Source organism: Pseudomonas sp. MTM4, from assembly GCF_019355055.1.
Classification (GTDB): Bacteria; Pseudomonadota; Gammaproteobacteria; order Pseudomonadales; family Pseudomonadaceae; genus Stutzerimonas.
The window spans coordinates 877257-897585 of sequence record NZ_CP048411.1; the positions used below are offsets into that span (position 1 = coordinate 877257).

A 20329-nucleotide genomic window follows, 5' to 3' on the forward strand; every position below is an offset into this window, starting at 1 on the left:
CCATGTTCGGTCTGATCAAGACGTGGAAGGCCCTGGAAGCCAAGGGCATCATGGGCATTAACCGCCGCAACGCGGACTATGTGCTCAAGTACAACAAGCGCAACCTGTACCCGATCGTCGATGACAAGATCATCACCAAGGAACGGGCCATCGAAGCCGGTATCGATGTGCCGGAAATGTACGGCATCATCGAGACCGAGAAGGATATCGAGAAGCTCAAGGACATCGTAAAGGGGCGCCCCGATTTCGTCGTCAAGCCGGCACAGGGCGCTGGTGGCGACGGCATTCTGGTGATCGCCGATCGATTCGAGGGCCGCTACCGGACGGTTTCGGGCAAGATCATCACCCATGAGGAGATCGAGCATCAGATCTCCAACATCCTCACCGGGCTCTACTCCCTGGGCGGACACCGCGATCGGGCGCTGATCGAATACCGCGTTACGCCGGACCCGATCTTCAAGAGCATCAGCTACGAAGGCGTGCCGGACATCCGCATCATCGTACTGATGGGCTACCCGGTCATGGCCATGCTACGCCTGCCGACCCGCCAGTCCGGCGGCAAGGCCAACCTGCACCAGGGCGCCATCGGCGTCGGCGTGGATCTGGCCACTGGTATCACCCTGCGCGGCACCTGGCTGAACAACAAGATCACCAAACACCCCGACACCACCAACGCGGTAGATGGCGTGCAGCTGCCCAACTGGGACGGTTTCATGAAGCTCGCCGCCGGCTGCTATGAGCTGTGCGGGCTGGGCTACATCGGCGTCGACATGGTGCTCGACCAGGACAAGGGCCCGCTGATTCTCGAGCTCAACGCACGCCCTGGCCTGAACATCCAGATTGCCAATGACTGCGGTCTGACTCACCGGGCGCATGCGGTAGAATCGCGCATCGCCCAGCTTAAGGAAAAAGGCATCCAGGAGACTCCGGAAGAGCGAGTGGCATTCGCCCAACAGCTGTTCGGGCATATTCCAGCCCACGACTAGCTCACCGCTCTCGCCCGGCCCTCAGCGGTCGGGCGCTCCTGCCTAGCCGATCATTGCCAATGCCTGTCTGCACCCTATACGCCCTCGAATACAAACCTGACCCCGCGAGCTGGTTCGAGCGAATTCGTCACGCCCACGGTGCGGTGCTGCTGGACTCCGGCAGGCCAGTCGCCGAGCGTGGTCGCTATGATCTGCTCAGCGCCTGGCCGCTCAGCATCTTCGAGCCCGACGCAAACGAATCCGGTGCAGCTTTTTTCCAGCGCCTGCGCCAGGCGCTCGAGCTGCTTGGCCGCGCCGACATCCCTGACGATTGCCCCCTACCCTTTGCGGGTGGCTTGATCGGCCTGCTGGCCTACGACTTTGGCAGACGGCTCGAGGCATTACCGAACCGTGCTCGGGATGACCTGGCGCTACCCGCCGCCCGGTTCGGCCTCTACCCGTGGGCACTGATCAACGATCACCAGCTCAAGCGCTGCCATCTGGTATTTCATCCCAGCCTTGGCGATATAGACCGCCAGCGCCTGATACGGTTATTCGAGACCGATGCCGAATATGAACACGAGCCATTCGAGCTCCAAGCGAAGTTCACTGCCGAGCTCGAGCTTAACGGCTATAAGCAGGCCGTCGAGAAGATCCAGCGCTATATCCAGGAAGGCGATTGCTATCAGGTGAACTTTGCCCAGCGCTTCCAGGCGCCCTGTCAGGGCGATGAATGGGATGCTTATCGTCGTGTGCGTAATGCTTGCCCCACGCCTTTTTCTGGCTTTATCGCGCTCGACGGTGGTGCTATTGCCAGCTTTTCACCAGAGCGCTTTCTTCGGCTAAAGGAAGGTCGCGTCGAAACCCGGCCGATCAAGGGCACCCGCCAAAGGGGCATGGACCCGCACACCGATGCGGAGCAAGCTCAGGCGCTGCTGGCAAGCGACAAGGATCGAGCGGAAAATCTGATGATCGTCGACCTGATGCGCAACGACCTCGGCCGCAGCTGCCGAATCGGCAGCGTGCAGGTGCCTGAGCTTTTCGCGTTGGAAAGCTATCCCAACGTGCATCACCTGGTCAGCTGCGTCAGCGGAACCCTGGCCTATGGTCAGGACGCGTTCGGTCTTCTTGCTGGCAGCTTTCCCGGCGGTTCGATCACAGGCGCACCAAAAATCCGCGCGATGCAGATTATCGACGAACTGGAAGCCACCTGTCGCTCGATTTACTGTGGCTCTCTGCTGTATATCGACGTTCGCGGCGAGATGGACAGCTCCATCGCCATCCGCACCCTACTGATAAAAGACCAGTTGGTTACCTGCTGGGGCGGTGGCGGAATCGTCGCAGACTCTGATTGGCACGCGGAATACGAGGAGTCCATAGGCAAGGTCAAGGTGCTTATGGAAGTGCTGGAAACCATCCCTCATTAACCATGCGCCAGGCATGGCTCGAATTGCCGTCCACGGTCGGACACATAACCATTGATAGAAGAAACCCAATGCCCAGCCTGAATCGCATCATTCTCATAAACACCCACCTCAAGGGTGTGGTCGAGCTGGTGGTGGATGATCACACCAACATCTGCGGTACCAACGCTTCCGGTAAAACCACCCTCCAGCGCCTGGTACCGGTGTTTTATGGCGAATACCCGAGCCGCGTAGTGCCCTCAACGCGCGACAGTTTCGAGCGCTGGTATCTACCTACGGACCAGAGCTTCATCGTGTTCGAATACCGGCGTATGGACGACGAGCTGTGTCAGGCCGTGCTCGCAGCCGCCAGTGACGGCAAGGGTGTTGACTACCGCCTAGTGCTCAAGGCGTTCGACCTGGACGATTACATTAAGAACCGCCAGGGCGACCGCATCAGCTGCCTGACCATGAATGAGCTGGGCCGCCACTTCAAACAGATGGGTGTGGCCACGACCAATCAGCTGAACACTCGTCAGTTCCGCGCGATCATTCAAAACGATCGCAGCCTGCTCGCTGCCGATAACCAGCGCAGCGAGCTGCGCAGTCTGGCTCGCCAGTTCTCCCTGTGCGCGGGCGAGCATTCTCTACGGCATATCGAAAAGCTGGTGCGCGCCGTGCATTCGCGCGAAGGCAAGATGGAGACTATCAAGTCGATGATCGCGGCCATTCTCGAAGAGGATGGTGTGACACCGCCGACTACTCACCTGAACCCTCAGCGGGTCGAGGACTGGATTCGCGACAGCCAGCTGATCCAGGGCTTCGATGCGATTCGACCGGAGTTCGCCCGGCTGGAAGGCGATCATCAGGACTTGCAAAGCTGCGAGGCTCGCCTGAGCGGCCTGCTGTTGGCCTATCGCACTGACGAGCCCGTGCTGTTTGCGCGCCAGGAACAACTCAAGGACACGCTCGAACAGACCGGTTTCGCGCTCAAGCAGCTTGAAGAAAAGTGGCGCGACGAGCGCGACGAACTTTCCCTCTCGCTTTCCCAGGCCCAAGGCCAAATTGAAAGCGCAGAAACTCAGCTGACGCACATCGAGGAGCAATATCAGGGTTACCTTGACGTCAATATCGATCAGGCCAAGGCCGACCTGGAAAAGCTCGATGGCTGGAAGCTTGAACTCAACAATCTCAAGGAGCGGCTGCGACTGCTTACCGAGCAGCATGCAGACGTCCAAAACGCCTACCTGGAGCGCAAACAGGAGATTCAAGAGCAACAGCAGGAAGCGCTGGAGCGCCTGCACGATCAGGAGCGTCAGCTACACGACGAGCTGGCCGCACGCAACCAGCAGAAGAACAGCGCCATTGGCCAGTTGGAGAAATCTTTTGGAAATCGCCAACAGGAAGCTGACGGTCGCTTTCGCGAGCAGAAACACGCCGTCCAGCTAGAGCAGCGCAGCCTGGAACAGCAGATCGCCAGTTTCAGCTACAGCGAGGAAGAAGTCCTTAGCCTGAACATTTTCGACCGCCGCCTGGATGATGCCGAACACAAGCGAGAAGAAGCCAGCCAGACGCTGGATACCCTGATTCAAGAAGAACGCAAGCTACTGCGACAGCGAGAAGAAGGCAGCCAGCAACTCAACCTGGCCGCTCGCCGCGTAGCCGAGCGTCAGCGGACGCGGGACGAGGCCGAACAGCTCCTCTACCCACGCCAGAACACCTTGCTCGAATTCCTGCGCCGCGAACAGCCTGGTTGGGAATTGCAGCTGGGGAAGGTGATCGAGCCTGCCCTGCTGCAGCGAACCGACCTGAAACCCGTACTCAGCGAGCTGCAGAGCGATAGCCTGTATGGCGTGCACCTCGAACTGGCTGCCTTGGAAACACCGGAGCATGCGGCTAGCGAAGCCGAGTTGCGCCATCGTCTGCAGCTCGCCGAAGACAACCTGCAGGATGCGCAGCATCAGCAGCAGCAGTCGGAGCAGGAACTGGCGGAAACCAGCGCCGTCCTGGAAGCGTTTAACCCCCGCCTTGTGGTAGCACGTACCGAGCTTCAGAACCGCAAGGGCGATCATCAGCGGCTTAAGGAAGAACGTGCTGCGCTCAGGGGGCGTCTGGAGGCTGCCTTAGCCGAACGGCGACTTGAAGCCAAGAAACAGCTCAGTGAGCTGGACAATGTGATCAAACAACTCCAGCTGGAACAGGAAAACCTGCAGGAAGAGCTGGAAGCGCAATTCCAGGAAGCACGAATGGAAACTCTTGCGCATTGGCAGCAGGTGATCGGCGATCTGGATCAACGGCTGGCGCAGCTCAAGACCCAGATCGACAACCAGCGTCGCACTGGTAAGACCGAACTGGAGGCCTGTGAACAGTGGTACCAGAACGAACTGAAATCTCGCGGTGTGGATGAAACCCAGCTGATCCAGCTCAAAACCGATCTGCGCACGCTCGACCAGCGCATCAGGGACACCGAAGCCCGCCGAGCCGAAGTCAACCGCTACCAGGAGTGGTATGCGTTGAGCTGGCTGAAGGTCAAACCCAGGTTGCAGGATGAGCTGACCAGCCAGAAAGTACTGGCCACCGATCTCAAGCAGCAGCTAGATGCCGCCTCTACCCGGTTCAAGGCCAACCGCGGAGCTCTGGAAAAGCAGAAGCAACAGGCTCAGCAGGCCCAAGGCGTTGTCGGCGACCAGCTGGACAGCCTGAAGACACTGCTGCGTCGTTTGGGCGAGCTCAAGCTGCCGCGCGAAGGCACGCTCGCAGAAGGCGAGCTCGATGAGCGTCTGCGGCACGGCCAGGAGCAACTGCATCACCGCGACGCCCTGCTCGCCGCCATCAAACAGCACGTGGACCGCTTCGACACCCTCATCGCAAGCAAGTCCGGCTCCAGCCTGGCGGAAACCTGGGAGCGCAGCCGTGAAGAATGCAGCCGAATCAACGAACGTGGCATCCCCAGCTTGGATTATCGCCGCCTGGTACCGGCGCTCGACGAGCTGCTCAACAAGCTGGTTCCGCAAAGCCTCAACGGCCTGCGCGAGCAAGGGCGGATCTTTGGTAACGAGCTGTTTACCTTCTTCGACATTCTGACGGACATCGATAAGCGCATCGCCAACCAGAGCGCCCGCATCACTCGGGAAGTCAGCGAGGACCTGCTTCTCGAAGGCGTATCCAATTCCGCGGTGACGATTCGCTCACGCATCACCGAACTGGAGTTCTGGCCGGAGCTGCGTGCCTTCGCTCGTGCCTACCTAGCCTGGGAAGAAAGCGGCTTTGCCGAGCTGCCCAATGGCGACTACACCGGCAGCATGCGCCGCGCATTGGAAGTTCTTGGCCGCTCTGCGTTGAACAGCGGTATTGCAGGTTTATTGGAAATCGAACTGCGTCTACGTGAAGGTCGAAGCGATCTCGTCATCCGCACCGACCGCCAGCTCAATGAATCCTCCAGTCACGGGATGGCTTATCTGATTCTCTGCAAGTTTCTGCTGGCGTTCACTCGGCTGCTACGAGGTAACGCGCCCGCGGTTATTCATTGGCCGATCGACGAGCTGGGCACCTTACACCACGCCAACGTGAAGAAAATCTTCGATGCTTGCGGCAACAACTCGATCCGCATCCTCGGCGCTTTCCCTAACCCGGACTCTGAAGTGCTGTCGCTGTTTGCCAATCGCTACATTGTCAACAAACAGACCCGCCAGCTGCAGGTGGTCAAACCGCGTCTGGACGTGATCGGCGAACGCCTCAAGGCGCGCATGGCCGAGGAGACCGTCTAATGTTATCCATCAAAGGCAACGTGATTGAATTGCTGCTGCAAGGGGCTTTCATCTGCCGGACCAGCAATGAAGAAGGCTGGCGATTCTTGAAGAACCCGGCCAACCGCGAACAAGTGGACGAGTACCTGAACACCCTCAACCGAGTTGTCGCCACGGTCGGGGGCGCTGCCGACGCCGACGTGTTCTTCTGCGGCTATCGCCAGTTGGGAGACGCCGAGCGACGGATCGTCAGCCAGCAATTCCGCGACATTTGCAATGCGCTGACGCCGCTCGCGGAGTGGCTGGTCTTGGTACAGGAAGCCAGCGCTCAGGATGCCCCGCTGACTGAAGGAAGCCCGATTCGTCTCAACGAACTGCAAAGCATCGTCGAAGACACGCCGGCGTTCCGCGAGCAGCTCAACCGTATCAGCCATTACGCCTTGTTTCGCTCTACCAGTAGCAACGTCGACGCTCAGATCAAGCAGGTATTTAAAAAGCTGTGCGAACTAGGCTATCTGTTGCGCCCAAATCCCGACAAACAGATATTTCTCGGCACCGGTAAGCTGGATTACCTCTACGAAGTGATCCGTTTCATCGACGAAGCAGAAGGGCTGGCACTGGAGGAGCGTGCCGAAGCCTCCAGCCAGGGCAATCTGATATGAACAACAACCTGCATCAGGCCGGCGTGCGCTTCCTGCGCCAGCTGGGGCGCCATGCCGAACCAATTATGGGCGCCTATCTGGCGGGCTCTGTGCCTGACCAGAGCCTCGAGCCCGGCGTACAGGAGCGCCTGATCAAGGACGGCATTCTGTATCGCCCCGAGCCTGGCTCCGATCTGCACTTGCGCCGTGTGGTGCGCGCGTTACTCGAGGAAGCGCTGCGCGACGACCGCAATCGGCAGATCGACGCCAACACCGGCTCGACGCTTGCTACGTTCAAGACCTTGGCTGCGCATTACAAGGAAGCCCATCACCAGGGTGACTTTCCAGCGGCAGACGCCTATCTGGCCGATTTACGCGAGCACGTCTACAGCTTTACCGAAGGGCTGAGCCACAGCATTCGAGTGCTGTGGAGCCGGATCAATAACGAGTTCGGCTATGTCGGCAGCCTGACTGCGAAAATCCGCGAAAACGAGCTGGCCCAGTCTCAGGTGAGCGAACTGCTCAATGGGCTGGAAATGATCGATTTCCAGGAGCTAGCAGATACTGCGGGCGATTTAAGAGAGCTACGCCGCCTACTGGTGGCCAGCCTGCAACGCAGCGTCAGTGCCTGTTCGCAGGAGCTGAGTATCGTCCAGGGCCGCTTGTTGGAGCTGCTGGGCCGCTTCCGAAAGATTCAAGGCCGCACCCTGCTGCTCAAGGGCTGGCTGCTGCACGGCGAGCAGCAACCGGACTATCAGGTCGGCAACCACACGGCCCGCTCACAGTTGCCGCAGCTTTTCAGCCTGGCCCCGCCTACCCTGGGCCCAGCCGCAGTTAACATCCATGCCAGTAGTCATGAAGCCGACCTGCTCGCCCTGCTCGCACAAATCAAGGCCTCGCAACAAGCGGAGAATATGCTCACCCCGCCGCCAGAAGCCGAAGAGTTGCTGCTGCAGGAAGTCGAAGGCTTCGAGGTGCAAACCAGTCCGATTCAGGAAGCAGTGCAGGACTATCTCTGCCATGTGATAGAGAACGGTCACCCCGTCACAGCCCTGACTTGGCATTTACAACAGGCGCTGCCCTGGGAAACGGAATCCTGGCTCTATCAGGTGATCGGCGGCTACGACGCCCTGCCCGATGACCAGAAGAGCCATTTCGAACTGGACCTGCAGGGCGAGTCCCATCCGATTTACAGCGGCAACTACATCGTGCGGGACATTGCCTTGTGGCTAGCCTAGAGATGCGCCATCTCAATGCTGTCCACCGTGCGGTGCGGAACAAACCACTCGCGGTGCCGCTCGGTACTATCTGGGAGGATATTCGCCGCCACGTTGAAATCGGTACACCGCGTAGTGGAAAACTAAAATTGAACGACGCCGATTACCGGGCGCTGCGTACGTTTTTTCTTCGAGTTGAGGGCTGGGATCCGATAACGCCACCGCCTGCCGGTAATCGCACAGAGATTGCCCGCCAATTCCGAGATGACAAGCGAGGAGCGGAACGCCCGGGCGATAACTTCGTACTGGTCAAGGGTAACCTGCCCGCGCCTCTGCCGCAGTCGCCCGCAGAACTCAGCCTACGAGTCCCGCTGGACCGACTAGCCTTGGCACAGGTTCGCGATCTCGTGTTGGTAGAGAACCTGGACAGCTTTGACCAGTGGCAGGAATACCGCATCCCCGAAGCGCTCAACGACGCGCTGGTGTTGTACCGAGGCCATGGCGGACTGGCTCGCGGCGCGCGAAAGCTGATTGCACAACTACCCGAGTCGGTGTGTCTGCATGTCTTTCCCGATTTCGATCCGGCGGGTCTTGTTATCGCGGTCAGCATGTCAGCCCGCGGCCTGTTAATTCCCGCACTCGGCGATAAGCTTATGGAGAGAAGCCACCGCGATCATTTCGAGCGCCAATACCGCCAAAGCAAGCACCTCGATGAACTTGAACTAGGTGGTTGGCGGCCCGTCTGGCAGGCAATGCGTGAGCAGCGGCTGAGCATCAAACAGCAGCACATGCTGGCATTTGATGCAGCCTTACAGTTGGTAATGCGCTAGCTGTGTGAGCCTGAGGCACAACTCACCGGCAGCTTGAAACGCCACTCGAAGATCAAGTCGAGCCTGTCACCGCTCGTCGCTGGCCATCGACCTGATCTCGATTCTTCCTGCTGCGTCGCTTGAACCGTCGCGCTTACAGCGATAGCTCTCGGTTCGACGCCTTCAGGAATTCTTGCTTCAGCGCCTCGAACGTATGCACAGCCGGGAATTGCGGAAACTCGTGGATGACGTTGTCCGGTGCATGGAAGAGGATGCCGGCGTGCGCCTCGGACAGCATGGTGGTGTCATTGTAGGAGTCGCCCGCCGCGATGACGCGGTAGTACAGGCTCTTCAGCGCGATCACTGACTGCCGCTTGGGGTCTTTCTGGCGCAGCTCGTAATTTACGACACGCCCTGATTCGTCAGTGATCAGGCGATGGCAAAGCAGCGTCGGGAAGCCCAGCTGACGCATCAGCGGCTGCGAAAACTCATAGAACGTATCCGACAGGATCACAACCTGGAAGCGCTCGCGCAGCCAGTCGACGAACTCGACGGCGCCGTCGAGCGGTTTCAGGGTCGCGATGACGGCCTGGATATCCGACAATTTCAGACCGTGCTCGTCAAGGATGCGCAGCCGCTGCTTCATCAGCACGTCATAGTCAGGAATGTCCCGCGTGGTCGCCCGGAGGGATTCGATTCCAGTGGCCTCGGCAAAGGCGATCCAGATTTCCGGAACCAGCACACCTTCCAGGTCAAGACAGGCTATTTCCACGGGCCACTCCTTAAAGCAGAAAAATTGAAGCGGCACTCTAACGACAAGGGCGGAGCGGTGCAACGCGACGCCTTATTCACTAAAGTTAGGCGGCGCCTCAGCAAACGTTATTTAGCGTCATAAAGCCTATTTGTTACCATCCGCGGCCAGCAGAGCGCCCAAGCGCCAATCAAGGAAGCCGCCTGATGACTCACCAAATTGAAGTAGCCGAGCTGGCCGCGGCCTATGCCGGCAAATCCCCGCAAGAGATTCTCAAGCTCGCCTTCGACCTCTTCGGAGATGACCTGTGGATTTCGTTCAGCGGCGCTGAAGACGTCGTGCTGGTGGACATGGCCTGGAAACTGAACAAAAACGTAAAAGTGTTCAGCCTCGATACCGGCCGCCTGCACAGCGAAACCTACCGTTTCATCGAGCAGGTGCGAGAGCACTACGGCATTGCGATCGAGATCATGACGCCCAATCCTGCCCTGCTCCAGCCGATGATCAACGAAAAAGGATTGTTCAGCTTCTACCGCGACGGCCATGGCGAATGCTGCGGCATACGCAAAATCGAGCCGCTTCGGCGCAAACTGTCCGGCGTTCGCGCCTGGGCCACTGGCCAGCGCCGCGACCAGAGCCCAGGCACTCGCAGTCAGGTTTCGGTGCTGGAAGTCGACAGTGCTTTTTCAACGCCTGAACACACACTGTACAAATTCAACCCCCTGGCGCAGATGACCAGCGAGGAAGTCTGGGGCTATATCCGCATGTTGGAAGTGCCTTACAACAGCCTGCACGAGCGTGGCTTCATCAGCATCGGCTGCGAGCCTTGCACACGCTCGGTACTGCCGAACCAGCACGAGCGCGAAGGCCGCTGGTGGTGGGAGGAATCCACGCAGAAAGAATGCGGCCTGCACGCCGGCAATCTGATCGCGAAGCAGTAAAGACAATCAAAAGCGGCAGCCTTGGCTTGAGGCGTGCCGCTGCTCTTAATAGGTCGGCAACTCGACGTTCTGGAACAATTCGTCCAGCTCGACCTTATTTCGGCATTGCACGGCTTTCTCGAGCATTTCTCGATCGAGATGCGGTGCGAAGGTTTCGATGAAATCTGCCATGAAGCCACGCAGAAAGGTACCGCGGCGGAAGCCAATCTTAGTGACGCTGGCTTCGAACAGCTCGCTGGCATCCAGCACCACCAGATCCGGATCAAGCTTGGCATCGACCGCCATCCGCGCCACGATGCCTACGCCCAATCCCAGCCGAACATAGGTCTTGATAACGTCTGCATCCGCCGCCGTGAACACTACCTTGGGCGATAAGCCCCGGTGGCTGAATGCCTCGTCCAACTTGGAGCGCCCGGTAAAACCAAACACGTAGGTCACGATTGGATGCTCCGCCAGCGCGTCCAGGGTGAGCTTGTCCAGTTCTGTCAGGGGATGTCCCTGCGGCACGACTACGCAACGGTTCCAGCGATAGCACGGCATCATCACCAGATCGCCGAACTGCTCCAGACCTTCGGTGGCGATGGCAAAATCCACAGTCCCGTCAGCGGCCATTTCGGCAATTTGCATGGGTGTGCCTTGATGCATATGCAAGGAGACGTCGGGGTACTGTTTGATGAAGGTGCGGATCACCTGCGGCAAGGCATAACGAGCTTGCGTGTGAGTGGTCGCGATACTCAATGTGCCACGCTTCTCGTTGGAGAATTCCTGGGCGATCTGTTTGATGCTTTCGCATTTGCGCAGGATTTCGCCGGCTGTGGTGATGATTCGTTCACCAGCCGGAGTAACTCTGGTCAGATGCTTTCCACTGCGAGCGAAGACTTCGACACCCAGCTCATCTTCGAGCAATCGAATTTGCTTGCTGATGCCAGGTTGAGAGGTAAACAGGCTCTGCGCCGTTGCCGAGACATTGAGGTCATGATGCGCCACTTCCCAGATGTAACGCAGTTGCTGAAGCTTCATAGAGATCCCTCAAAATGCCAATGGCGCTTGAACGCCACCTTTTATAACTTCTGCGCCAGAAAATCGGAATTCTAGGTCATTTCCGTATGTATCGCTCGTAGCATCCAGACGACGTCACGTTGCGGCAACCTTTGCAACGTAGAGTGTGATCGCAGCCAGAGACGCCGAGGCCGCGAGCATTAAAGGATATCGCGGCGTCGTTTGAGCGTAGCAGCCCCAAGAAAAACTACCGCGCCGAACGCCTGCCGGACGGCCGATAGAGGCTACCCTAAGTGTGTTGGCTAGCGGGCTGCGCGCCCAGCAATAAAGCATAAGGCCTGGTACAGAGCCTCGGTCTTGGGCATCGCAAACCCGGCATTCGCAGCTGCAGTCAGCGGAGCGGCATAGATCGCATCGAGCTCCAACGGGCGCCCGTGCGCATGATCGTGATACATGCTCGGCAGATAATTGGGCATATGATCAGTGGCCATCATCATCCGATCCACGAGCACGTCAGGTAGCGGATGACCACAAGCCGCTGCGGCTCCACAGGCTTCGAGCATGATTGACCTGACCAGCGCTCGACTGTCCGGATTGGACATTAGGGGCGCCGTGCCGGCATTCAGAAGCACAGAAAGGCCGTTATACGGTACGTTCCACACCAGCTTCTGCCAGCGTGCCTGCGCCAGATTGTCGGCCGCGTTGGAATCCACTCCCGCCGCGCGGAACATCGCCACGCCCTCTTCGACCAGCGCCTGCTGTTGCTCTAGGGTTGCAGCCGAACCCGAGTGATAGCCAAGGTTGACCCCGCCAAGCGCCTGATGCTCGACGACGCCTAACGCCGAGCGGTGCGCGCAGATGAAACAGAGGCCACCAAGCAGATGAATGTTGTTCGGTAGAACCTGACGCAGGTCCTCCTCAACCCTCAGACCGTTCTGCAAGACCACAACCTTGGCATCCTCTCCCGCCGCCTCCACGATCAACGGGGCCAGCTCTGGATTACTGGTGCTTTTGGCACCAACCAGCAGCCAATCACACTTGGGCATATCCGCAGCGCTGCGATAGGCCTGCACCGCATCCAGGTGCAACGAGCCATGCACCGTACTGTTTATCCGTAGCCCGCGCTGCAGGACCGTTTCGTATTCGCTGCGCAGTAGAAAGTGCACGTCATAGCCAGCGCGGGCGAGCATCACGCCATAAAAGCCGCCAATAGCACCGGTACCGATGATTCCGATTCGAGGGTTGGGTGCGGTCATGCAGGAACTCCATCTACGGTTCAGTGGGACGCCATTAATGGCGCGCTTGCAGTCGCCACCTTATCAGCGTCCCAAGGCAGCGCCCAGCCGCCGCTAGCGGCCCGCTTTCCGGGCGCGAACCTACATTGAGCACACCGCAGTGCAGTCCGGCTTCAAGATTATTGTCGAGGCGAGGCAATACGCGATAAGGTTCCGCTCCCCGCTGCGCCCCAACGCTCCGCTCCGCCGCACCGGGATGGCTGGCGGACGACTCACGTGACCCTGACGAGTGACAGATGGCTGATCTACCAATCGACGACCTAAACGTTGCATCCAACGTGACCCTCATCACGCCGGAGCAACTGAAGCGTGAACTCCCGCTGACCGCCACGGCATTGCAGACCGTTTCACACGGGCGCCAGGTTGTCCGCGACATTCTCGACGGCAAAGACCACCGCCTGTTTCTGGTAATCGGTCCCTGCTCCATCCACGATCTCAAGGCCGCGCATGAGTATGCCGAACGCCTCAAGGTCCTGGCGGAGACGGTGTCCGACAGCCTGTTTCTCGTCATGCGGGTGTACTTCGAGAAGCCACGCACCACCGTCGGCTGGAAAGGCCTGATCAACGATCCCTACATGGACGACTCGTTCAAGATTCAGGACGGCCTGCATATCGGTCGCAAGCTGCTACTGGACCTCGCCGAGATGGGGTTGCCTACCGCCACCGAAGCGCTGGACCCCATCTCACCGCAATATCTGCAGGACCTGATCAGCTGGTCGGCAATCGGCGCCCGCACCACTGAATCCCAGACACACCGCGAGATGGCCTCAGGTCTATCCTCTGCAGTGGGTTTCAAGAATGGTACGGACGGCAGCCTGACCGTCGCCATCAATGCGCTGCAATCCGTTTCCAGCCCGCACCGTTTCCTCGGTATCAACCAGTCCGGTGGCGTATCCATCGTGACCACCAAGGGCAACTCCTACGGGCATGTGGTACTGCGCGGTGGCAATGGCAAGCCAAACTACGACTCGGTCAGCGTGGCGGTGTGCGAACAGGAATTGAACAAGGCTGGCGTTACCCCCAACATCATGGTCGACTGCAGCCATGCGAACTCCAACAAGGACCCTGCGCTGCAGCCTTTGGTCATGGAAAACGTGGCCAACCAGATCCTCGAGGGGAATAACTCAATCGTCGGATTGATGGTGGAAAGCCATTTGGGCTGGGGTAATCAGCCTATTCCAAAAGACCTGTCGGACCTGAAATACGGGGTATCCGTTACCGACGCGTGCATCGATTGGGAAGCCACCGAGAAAGCCATTCTTGGCATGCATGCAAAGCTGAAGGATGTATTGCCCAAGCGCGCCCGCGGTTGACGGCTATTTCTGGTTCGAGAAAACGCCGCTTGCCGGCGTTTTCCTTTTATTCACTTTCGATAGTATCCGTAGAGTTGCCCTGTCGCTCGATATACCGCTCTACGTACGAACAGGATGGAATCACCGTATAGCCTTCGCGCTTGGCGTAATCCAGCGCGTGCTGCGCCAGTACAGCTGCAACGCCACGGCCGCGGAGCGCATCAGGCACGAACGTCCGGTAAATATCCAGGGTCTGCTTACCCAAATCTACATAAGCCAGGTAGGCGCGATAGCCGTCCACGGTAGTTTCGAACTGGTGGCTCGTCCGGTCATGGTGGATGGTTAGCTTGTCGGTCATCTAGCCTCCTCAGCAGGCTTGCTGCCTTCAACTTGAGAGGTGCATGCGGAGCCCGCACATTCCCCATTTTCTTGTTTGTTTGACGACGCATGCTACCGCTATGTAAGACGTCGCTTCAATTGCTTAAAGCTAGTGATGCCTCTACGCCTGGGGGATTGATGCTTTTGATTTACGTAGCACTGCGAAGTGCAACTTTTCAGCATCCCGACTGGTCCATGTAACGAGTGCAACGCTGGTTCTGATTGTTTTTCAGCCAATCTGGCTAGCATATGCCGTGAAAGAATGAGCTTGCAGAAAAATTGTGGTAGCCGCTGCTTGCCTCAGTTTACTTAGCGCAACTAATCGGTAGTATGTGCGCGCCAACTTTCCATAACGGGAGTTGCCATGGATTTCATCCTTAAGGGGAACACGATGAACAACGTTCTGAAATTTTCTGCTCTGGCTTTCGCCGCAGTTCTGGCTACTGGGTGCAGCAACAGCATGACTCAGGAAGGCGAAGCCCGTCTGACCGCGACCGAAGACGCCGCTGCCCGCGCTCAGGCCCGTGCCGACGAAGCGTACAGCAAGGCCGACGAGGCTCTGCAGGCTGCTCAGAAGGCTCAGCAGACTGCTGACGAAGCCAATGAGCGTGCGCTGCGTATGCTGGAACGTGCCAGCCGCAAGTAAGCTTCAGGCGATAAAAAAAGCCGACCTGCTCCAGGTCGGCTTTTTTATGGGTGACGGATTAACCTCTCGATTTAGCAGCTGCTGTCAGAAGATCGGGTCGTCCTGACTGGCCAATGCCTGCCCCTGCTCGGCAATCTGAATCGGCAAGCCGTCTTCACCAGCAATGATCTCCCGCACCATTTCCCAATCCAGTTGCAGCACACCGGCCGCTTCATCACGCTGAAGCAGCGTATTGACCACTACGGCGTGCTTATCCATGAGCGTCATGTGCTTGTCTTCGTCTTGCAACGGCGTATGCGCCTCCAGATAGATCTTGCCTTGGCTCACACCGAACTTGTAGGGCTCGTCAATGATCCGCACCGCAGTGCCGACCTTGACCCGCCCGGCCAGCTCTAGCACGTTGTGATTGAGCATGCGGAAGCAACCGTGACTGACACGCATGCCGATGCCGAACTTCTTGTTCGAACCGTGGATGAGGTAGCCGGGCATTGCCAGCGTCATCTTGTACGGGCCAAGCGGGTTATCCGGCCCCGGCGGGACGACTTTCGGCAGCGGATCGCCCTCGGCGGCGTGCTCGTCTCGAATCGACTGCGGCGGATACCAGGCAGGATTGTTGGTCATTGCTGAAATGCGGGTATTGCCTACAGGCGAACCCCATCCCTCCCGCCCGATTCCAAGGGGAAAGGTGTGTACGACGTTTTCGCCCTTCGGGTAGTAGTACAGCCGATACTCAGCCAGGTTGATCACGATGCCTTCACGCGGACCGGGCGGCAGAATGAAGCGCGTCGGCAGGATGATGTCGGTACCTTCACCCGGCAGCCATGGATCGACTCCCGGATTAGCCGCAACCAGCTCCAGATAGCCCAGATCATGCGTCTCGCCCAGCGCCGCGAAGGTGTCTTCGTATTTGGCCTTGATGACCTGGATCTGCCCAACCACGTCCTCGCCTTCCGGGGGCAACGGCAACTCCAGCGCAGCGGAGCGGCCGGCCAACAGCAAAGCAGCGAAGGACAAACAGGAGGCGACTACAGACGCACGCGAGAGCATCAGGGGTTCCTTGGAAAAATTGATCGTGTTGCCGGTGATTGTACTCGAAGCGATGGCGGCAGCCGAGCTACCAGGCGCTAACGGCAGACGAGAGGCCTTTGCGCTGTGCGCTCAGCGCGTCGCGGCATGCCGGACAGAGCTGGCGACTCTTGAGAATAGAGCGCTCGACATCCTGCCAGTGCGGTCGCGCAGGCAGAAAACCGCCACAGAGCGTACGATCACCCCGGCCACTCAATTCGAGCTGACGCAACGCCAGATGCAGACGATTCTCGCGACAGGCGAAAAGGTCGAACTGCTCGTCCGGGACGATGAGGCGATAGGCAAATAGGGTCCAGGCTGGGCGCGGCATCTGAGGCTCCAATCGAGGGCCGCGACAGTAGCCGCGCGCGCACCTCAAAGCAAGGGTTCGAGCACTGGCCAGACGTTATCCAGCAGCCTCTGCTGCGCGCTGGCTGTAGGATGGATGCGATCGGGCTGCATCATGCCTTCGACCCCGCCTACGCCTTCAAGAAAAAACGGTACGTAAGGCAGTTCTTTGTCGGCGGCAAGCGAGTCGAACGCCTGGGCGAACGCCGTGGTGTATCGTTGGCCGAGATTCGGCGGCAACCGCATGCCCAGCAACAGCACCTTGGCATCTGCCTGCTGCGACATCTCGGTCATCGCCGCAAGATTCTGTTTCAATTGCGCCGGGGACTGACCACGCAGCCCATCGTTGCCGCCCAGCTCCAGAATCACCACCTCTGGCTCATGCTCATCGAGCAGCGCGGGCAGCCTGGAAAGCCCGCCGGCGCTGGTGTCGCCGCTGATCGAGGCGTTCACCACCCGATGATCCAACGCCTCATCTTCAAGACGTTGCTGAAGCAGATGGACCCACCCCTGGCTGGTTTCCAGCCCGAAAGCGGCGCTGATACTATCCCCGACCACCAGCACCGTTCCCGCCAAGGCTCCCTGAGCCCAGCACAACAGCACCAGAACTCCACATTTAAGCCAATTTCGCATCGGAATCTCCATGAGCGCCAGCATTCTCTACGCCCGGAACCTTAGCAAAGCGGTACCCAGCGCGGAAGGCGAGCTGGCGATACTCGACGATGTGTCCCTGAGCCTGAACAAGGGCGACAGCCTGGCTATCGTCGGCACTTCAGGTTCCGGCAAGTCGACCCTGCTCGGCCTGCTCGCCGGTTTGGACCTCCCCCGTTCGGGCGAGGTGCGACTGGTTGACCATTCATTAACCGAACTGGACGAAGATCAGCGCGCCAGGGTGCGTGCTGAACATGTCGGCTTCGTTTTCCAGTCGTTTCAACTGCTCGACAGCCTTAATGCGCTGGAAAACGTCATGCTCCCACTGGAGTTGCATGGCCGCCGCGATGCCCAGACGAAGGCGACCGAACTGCTCGAACGAGTCGGCCTCGGCGCTCGCCTGCACCACTATCCTCGCCAGCTGTCTGGTGGCGAGCAGCAACGTGTCGCGGTCGCCCGAGCCTTCGCCGCGGAACCCAAAATACTGTTTGCCGACGAGCCGACCGGCAATCTCGATAGCCACACCGGCGCGAACATCACCGAACTGCTTTTCGAACTGAATCGGGAGCGTGGCACGACACTCGTACTGGTGACCCATGATGAGCGACTGGCACAGCGCTGCCAGCACCTGCTCCGCCTGGAAGGCGGCCGCGAACTGCGCGACGAGCAGACGCGATGAAGCGCGTGCCCGCCAGCCGACTGGCTGCCCTGGCGCTGCGCCAATTGTTACGGGACGCGCGCGCCGGGGAACTGCGCGTGCTGTTCTTCGCATTGCTGATCGCCGTCGCGGCAAGCACCGCCATCGGCTATTTCGGCGCACGCCTGAACGATGCGATGTTGCTGCGCGCCACCGAGTTTCTCGGTGCTGATCTGGTCTTGCGGGGCAGCGAACCCGCCGAGCCATCGCAGATTGAAGCTGGCCTGCGCCTACAGCTCGAGCACTCAGGTGTGGTGGAGTTTTCAAGCGTCGTCGCGACCGATGACAATCTGCAACTGACCAGCGTCAAGGCCGCTGACAGCCACTACCCACTACGCGGCGAACTGCGCAGCGCGGCGGCGCCTTACCAGCCGGAACAATCCGGCCCCGGCCCGCAGCCAGGCGAGGCCTGGGCCGAAGCGCGCCTGTTCGCCGCGCTCGATCTGCAGATCGGCGACTACATCGAGGTCGGTAACAAGCCACTGCAGCTGACTCGAGTGCTGACTTACGAACCGGACCGAGTCGGAGATTTCTACAGCCTGACCCCTCGCGTCTTGATGCACCTCGACGACCTGGATTCGACCGGCGTCGTGCAGCCCGGTAGCCGCGTACGTTATCGCGAACTCTGGCGCGGCTCAGCGACTCAGCTCAAAGCCTATGAAGAGGCGATTAAACCTGAGCTGCAAGCGCATCAACGCATCGAGACAGCCAAGGACGGCAATCGCCAGATCGGTGGTGCCTTGGGGCGCGCCGAGCGCTACCTGAACCTGGCCAGCCTGGCCGCAGTGCTGCTTGCCGGTGTCGCGGTAGCCTTGTCCGCCGCTCGTTTCGCCACTCGCCGCTTCGACGCCAGCGCCCTGCTGCGCTGCCTTGGGCTGTCCCGGCGCGAGGCGCTGACGCTCTACACATTGCAGCTGGGTTATCTAGGCCTGGTTGCCAGCGTAGCCGGCGCGTTGCTGGGTTGGGCGGCTCAACATGGTCTGTTTATCCTGCTGCGCGACCTTGTGGTCAGCGAAGTGCCACCGGCCACGCTCTGGCCTGCTCTGGCAGGGATCGCCACAGGTTTGGTCGCCCTGGCTGGTTTCGCCTTGCCGCCGCTGGCTGCGTTAGGCCGCGTGCCGCCACTGCGGGTGCTGCGCCGTGACATGTTGCCGGTCCCACCTAGCTCCTGGCTGGTGTATGGAGCCGCGGTGTTAGCTCTAGGGCTGATCATGTGGCGCCTGAGCCTGGACTTGCAGATCACCCTGGCATTGCTAGGTGGCGGCTTGCTTGCCACCCTCGTACTCGGCGGGCTGCTGTTGCTGGCGTTGCGCGGATTGCGCCGCACCCTTTCGGGCGCCTCGCTGCGCTGGCGTCTCGGTCTTGGACAACTGCTCCGCCACCCGCTTGCGGCCGCCGGCCAATCACTGGCCTTTGGGCTGATTTTGCTGGCCATGGCGCTGATTGCGCTGCTGCGCGGCGAATTGCTCGATACCTGGCAAGACCAGCTACCAGACGACGCACCCAACCACTTCGTCCTTAACATTCTGCCGGCTGACCGCGATGCGTTCGCCGAACGTATCGAGAGCCTGTCGGATCACAGCGCACCCTTATATCCGGTGGTACCCGGTCGCCTGGTCGCGATCAACGGTGAGCCGGTACGTCAGCTGGTCAGCAAGGAAAGCCAGGGCGAGCGAGCGATTCGCCGGGACCTGAGCCTGACCTGGGCGGCTGAGCTCCCTTCCGACAACCATCTGACGGCAGGCCATTGGTGGGACGGTAAACGCAGCGAGCTACCGGGCGTTTCTGTCGAAGCCGAACTGGCCGAAAGTCTGCAGGTGGAGCTGGGCGACCGGCTCAGCTTCACAGTCGGCGGGCTGACCCGAGACGTCAGCGTAACAAGCTTGCGCGAGGTCAACTGGGACAGCTTCCAGCCTAACTTCTATATGATCTTCGAGCCGGGCACCTTGCAGGATGTGCCGGCCACCTACATGACCAGCTTTCACCTGCCCGAAGGCAAGGATCGCGAGCTGGTGCAGCTGGCACGAGACTTCCCATCGGCCACCATACTGCAGGTCGAAGCCCTGCTCAGTCAGCTGCGCAGCATCCTGGCGCAGGTTTCACTCGCGGTGGAATATGTGCTGATGTTCGTTCTGGCGGCGGGCCTGGCTGTACTGTTCGCGGGGCTGCAGGCGACGCTGGACGAACGCATCCGCCAGGGCGCACTTTTGCGCGCGCTGGGCGCAGAGCGCCGATTGTTGCTCAAAGCCAGACGTGCCGAATTCGGTGTACTCGGCGCGGCCAGTGGTCTGCTTGCCGCTCTGGGTTGCGAACTGGTCAGCGCCCTGCTCTATCACTTCGCCTTCGATTTACGCTGGCAGCCCCATCCCTGGCTCCTGCTGCTGCCACCGATTGGCGCGCTGCTGGTCGGTTCAGCCGGCGTGCTTGGTACGCGCCGGGCATTGAACGCCAGCCCACTTAGTGTGCTTCGCGAAAGCTAAGCCAG

The 20329-nt window shown here is 59.6% G+C and carries 18 protein-coding genes; 11 read left to right on the forward strand and 7 right to left on the reverse strand.

Translation table 11 applies throughout. From position 1 onward, the window contains the following. Positions 1 to 2 precede the first annotated feature (2 nt). The 6 genes from GYM54_RS03915 to GYM54_RS03940 all read left to right on the forward strand — a co-directional run bounded on the left by GYM54_RS03915 (position 3) and on the right by GYM54_RS03940 (position 8802). The gene (locus tag GYM54_RS03915; protein ID WP_131648919.1) at positions 3 to 986 is read left to right on the forward strand and encodes an alpha-L-glutamate ligase-like protein; all 984 of its coding nucleotides are present in this window, start codon (positions 3 to 5) and stop codon (positions 984 to 986) included. 59 nt (positions 987 to 1045) lie between these two features. After that, entirely contained in the window at positions 1046 to 2392 is a 1347-nt protein-coding gene (pabB, locus tag GYM54_RS03920) for an aminodeoxychorismate synthase component I (RefSeq protein WP_197445117.1), read from the forward strand. A 68-nt stretch (positions 2393 to 2460) separates the two neighbouring features. Further along, positions 2461 to 6135 carry an ATP-binding protein gene (locus GYM54_RS03925; RefSeq protein WP_197445118.1) on the forward strand — a complete coding sequence of 1225 codons (3675 nt, stop codon included), beginning with the start codon at positions 2461 to 2463 and terminating at the stop codon, positions 6133 to 6135. Further along, positions 6135 to 6776: a hypothetical protein gene (locus GYM54_RS03930; protein ID WP_181104067.1), complete on the forward strand. Its 642-nt coding sequence runs from the start codon at positions 6135 to 6137 to the stop codon at positions 6774 to 6776. The genes GYM54_RS03925 and GYM54_RS03930 overlap by 1 nt, the downstream gene beginning before the upstream one ends. Further along, the gene (locus tag GYM54_RS03935) at positions 6773 to 7993 is read left to right on the forward strand and encodes a phosphoenolpyruvate carboxylase (RefSeq protein WP_197445119.1); all 1221 of its coding nucleotides are present in this window, start codon (positions 6773 to 6775) and stop codon (positions 7991 to 7993) included. The genes GYM54_RS03930 and GYM54_RS03935 overlap by 4 nt, the downstream gene beginning before the upstream one ends. A gap of 2 nt (positions 7994 to 7995) precedes the next feature. Then, a complete protein-coding gene (locus GYM54_RS03940) occupies positions 7996 to 8802 on the forward strand; it encodes a hypothetical protein (protein WP_197445120.1) in 807 nt (268 codons plus the stop codon). Positions 8803 to 8935: 133 nt separating this feature from the next. Here GYM54_RS03940 and thrH read toward each other — a convergent pair whose 3' ends face one another. Then, positions 8936 to 9553, reverse strand: coding sequence for a bifunctional phosphoserine phosphatase/homoserine phosphotransferase ThrH (gene thrH / locus GYM54_RS03945; protein WP_197445121.1), 618 nt, complete (start codon positions 9551 to 9553; stop codon positions 8936 to 8938). Positions 9554 to 9738: 185 nt separating this feature from the next. Between thrH and GYM54_RS03950 the strand changes: the two genes are divergently transcribed. Further along, complete coding sequence (locus GYM54_RS03950) at positions 9739 to 10473, forward strand: phosphoadenylyl-sulfate reductase (protein ID WP_197445122.1); 735 nt, start codon at positions 9739 to 9741, stop codon at positions 10471 to 10473. Positions 10474 to 10518: 45 nt separating this feature from the next. Here the strand turns inward: GYM54_RS03950 and cysB are convergent, their stop codons facing one another. Both cysB and GYM54_RS03960 read right to left on the reverse strand, forming a co-directional pair. Continuing rightward, positions 10519 to 11493 carry an HTH-type transcriptional regulator CysB gene (gene cysB / locus GYM54_RS03955; protein ID WP_131648927.1) on the reverse strand — a complete coding sequence of 325 codons (975 nt, stop codon included), beginning with the start codon at positions 11491 to 11493 and terminating at the stop codon, positions 10519 to 10521. Positions 11494 to 11774: 281 nt separating this feature from the next. After that, positions 11775 to 12728 carry a putative 2-dehydropantoate 2-reductase gene (locus tag GYM54_RS03960; protein WP_197445123.1) on the reverse strand — a complete coding sequence of 318 codons (954 nt, stop codon included), beginning with the start codon at positions 12726 to 12728 and terminating at the stop codon, positions 11775 to 11777. A 275-nt stretch (positions 12729 to 13003) separates the two neighbouring features. On the opposite strand from GYM54_RS03960, the gene GYM54_RS03965 reads away from it, so the two are divergent. Next, positions 13004 to 14080: a 3-deoxy-7-phosphoheptulonate synthase gene (locus tag GYM54_RS03965; RefSeq protein ID WP_197445124.1), complete on the forward strand. Its 1077-nt coding sequence runs from the start codon at positions 13004 to 13006 to the stop codon at positions 14078 to 14080. A 46-nt stretch (positions 14081 to 14126) separates the two neighbouring features. Here GYM54_RS03965 and GYM54_RS03970 read toward each other — a convergent pair whose 3' ends face one another. After that, positions 14127 to 14417 carry a GNAT family N-acetyltransferase gene (locus GYM54_RS03970; protein ID WP_131648930.1) on the reverse strand — a complete coding sequence of 97 codons (291 nt, stop codon included), beginning with the start codon at positions 14415 to 14417 and terminating at the stop codon, positions 14127 to 14129. Between the two features lie 411 nt (positions 14418 to 14828). Here GYM54_RS03970 and GYM54_RS03975 point away from each other — a divergent pair, with 411 nt between their 5' ends. Continuing rightward, a complete protein-coding gene (locus GYM54_RS03975; protein WP_131648997.1) occupies positions 14829 to 15083 on the forward strand; it encodes an Lpp/OprI family alanine-zipper lipoprotein in 255 nt (84 codons plus the stop codon). An 84-nt stretch (positions 15084 to 15167) separates the two neighbouring features. Here GYM54_RS03975 and GYM54_RS03980 read toward each other — a convergent pair whose 3' ends face one another. The 3 genes from GYM54_RS03980 to GYM54_RS03990 form a co-directional block, all read right to left on the reverse strand. Then, complete coding sequence (locus tag GYM54_RS03980; RefSeq protein WP_181104084.1) at positions 15168 to 16130, reverse strand: L,D-transpeptidase family protein; 963 nt, start codon at positions 16128 to 16130, stop codon at positions 15168 to 15170. 67 nt (positions 16131 to 16197) lie between these two features. Continuing rightward, positions 16198 to 16479 carry a hypothetical protein gene (locus GYM54_RS03985; protein ID WP_181104086.1) on the reverse strand — a complete coding sequence of 94 codons (282 nt, stop codon included), beginning with the start codon at positions 16477 to 16479 and terminating at the stop codon, positions 16198 to 16200. A 44-nt stretch (positions 16480 to 16523) separates the two neighbouring features. After that, on the reverse strand, positions 16524 to 17129 hold the full coding sequence (locus tag GYM54_RS03990; protein ID WP_131651508.1) for an arylesterase: 606 nt from the start codon (positions 17127 to 17129) through the stop codon (positions 16524 to 16526). 10 nt (positions 17130 to 17139) lie between these two features. Here GYM54_RS03990 and GYM54_RS03995 point away from each other — a divergent pair, with 10 nt between their 5' ends. Both GYM54_RS03995 and GYM54_RS04000 read left to right on the forward strand, forming a co-directional pair. Then, positions 17140 to 17826, forward strand: a complete 687-nt coding sequence (locus tag GYM54_RS03995) for an ABC transporter ATP-binding protein (RefSeq protein ID WP_197445125.1) — start codon at positions 17140 to 17142, stop codon at positions 17824 to 17826. Next, positions 17823 to 20324, forward strand: coding sequence for an ABC transporter permease (locus tag GYM54_RS04000; RefSeq protein ID WP_181104090.1), 2502 nt, complete (start codon positions 17823 to 17825; stop codon positions 20322 to 20324). The genes GYM54_RS03995 and GYM54_RS04000 overlap by 4 nt, the downstream gene beginning before the upstream one ends. The last annotated feature ends 5 nt before the right edge of the window (positions 20325 to 20329 follow it).

Coding starts and splice junctions, on each gene's coding strand:
- GYM54_RS03970 (WP_131648930.1), bottom strand. CDS start 14,417: ATGACCGACAAGCTAACCATCCACCATGACCGGACGAGCCACCAGTTC.
- GYM54_RS03975 (WP_131648997.1), top strand. CDS start 14,829: ATGAACAACGTTCTGAAATTTTCTGCTCTGGCTTTCGCCGCAGTTCTG.
- GYM54_RS03980 (WP_181104084.1), bottom strand. CDS start 16,130: ATGCTCTCGCGTGCGTCTGTAGTCGCCTCCTGTTTGTCCTTCGCTGCT.
- GYM54_RS03925 (WP_197445118.1), top strand. CDS start 2,461: ATGCCCAGCCTGAATCGCATCATTCTCATAAACACCCACCTCAAGGGT.
- GYM54_RS03995 (WP_197445125.1), top strand. CDS start 17,140: ATGAGCGCCAGCATTCTCTACGCCCGGAACCTTAGCAAAGCGGTACCC.
- GYM54_RS03915 (WP_131648919.1), top strand. CDS start 3: ATGTTCGGTCTGATCAAGACGTGGAAGGCCCTGGAAGCCAAGGGCATC.
- GYM54_RS03990 (WP_131651508.1), bottom strand. CDS start 17,129: ATGCGAAATTGGCTTAAATGTGGAGTTCTGGTGCTGTTGTGCTGGGCT.
- GYM54_RS03965 (WP_197445124.1), top strand. CDS start 13,004: ATGGCTGATCTACCAATCGACGACCTAAACGTTGCATCCAACGTGACC.
- GYM54_RS03940 (WP_197445120.1), top strand. CDS start 7,996: ATGCGCCATCTCAATGCTGTCCACCGTGCGGTGCGGAACAAACCACTC.
- GYM54_RS04000 (WP_181104090.1), top strand. CDS start 17,823: ATGAAGCGCGTGCCCGCCAGCCGACTGGCTGCCCTGGCGCTGCGCCAA.
- GYM54_RS03935 (WP_197445119.1), top strand. CDS start 6,773: ATGAACAACAACCTGCATCAGGCCGGCGTGCGCTTCCTGCGCCAGCTG.
- GYM54_RS03930 (WP_181104067.1), top strand. CDS start 6,135: ATGTTATCCATCAAAGGCAACGTGATTGAATTGCTGCTGCAAGGGGCT.
- cysB (WP_131648927.1), bottom strand. CDS start 11,493: ATGAAGCTTCAGCAACTGCGTTACATCTGGGAAGTGGCGCATCATGAC.
- pabB (WP_197445117.1), top strand. CDS start 1,046: ATGCCTGTCTGCACCCTATACGCCCTCGAATACAAACCTGACCCCGCG.
- GYM54_RS03960 (WP_197445123.1), bottom strand. CDS start 12,728: ATGACCGCACCCAACCCTCGAATCGGAATCATCGGTACCGGTGCTATT.
- GYM54_RS03985 (WP_181104086.1), bottom strand. CDS start 16,479: ATGCCGCGCCCAGCCTGGACCCTATTTGCCTATCGCCTCATCGTCCCG.
- GYM54_RS03950 (WP_197445122.1), top strand. CDS start 9,739: ATGACTCACCAAATTGAAGTAGCCGAGCTGGCCGCGGCCTATGCCGGC.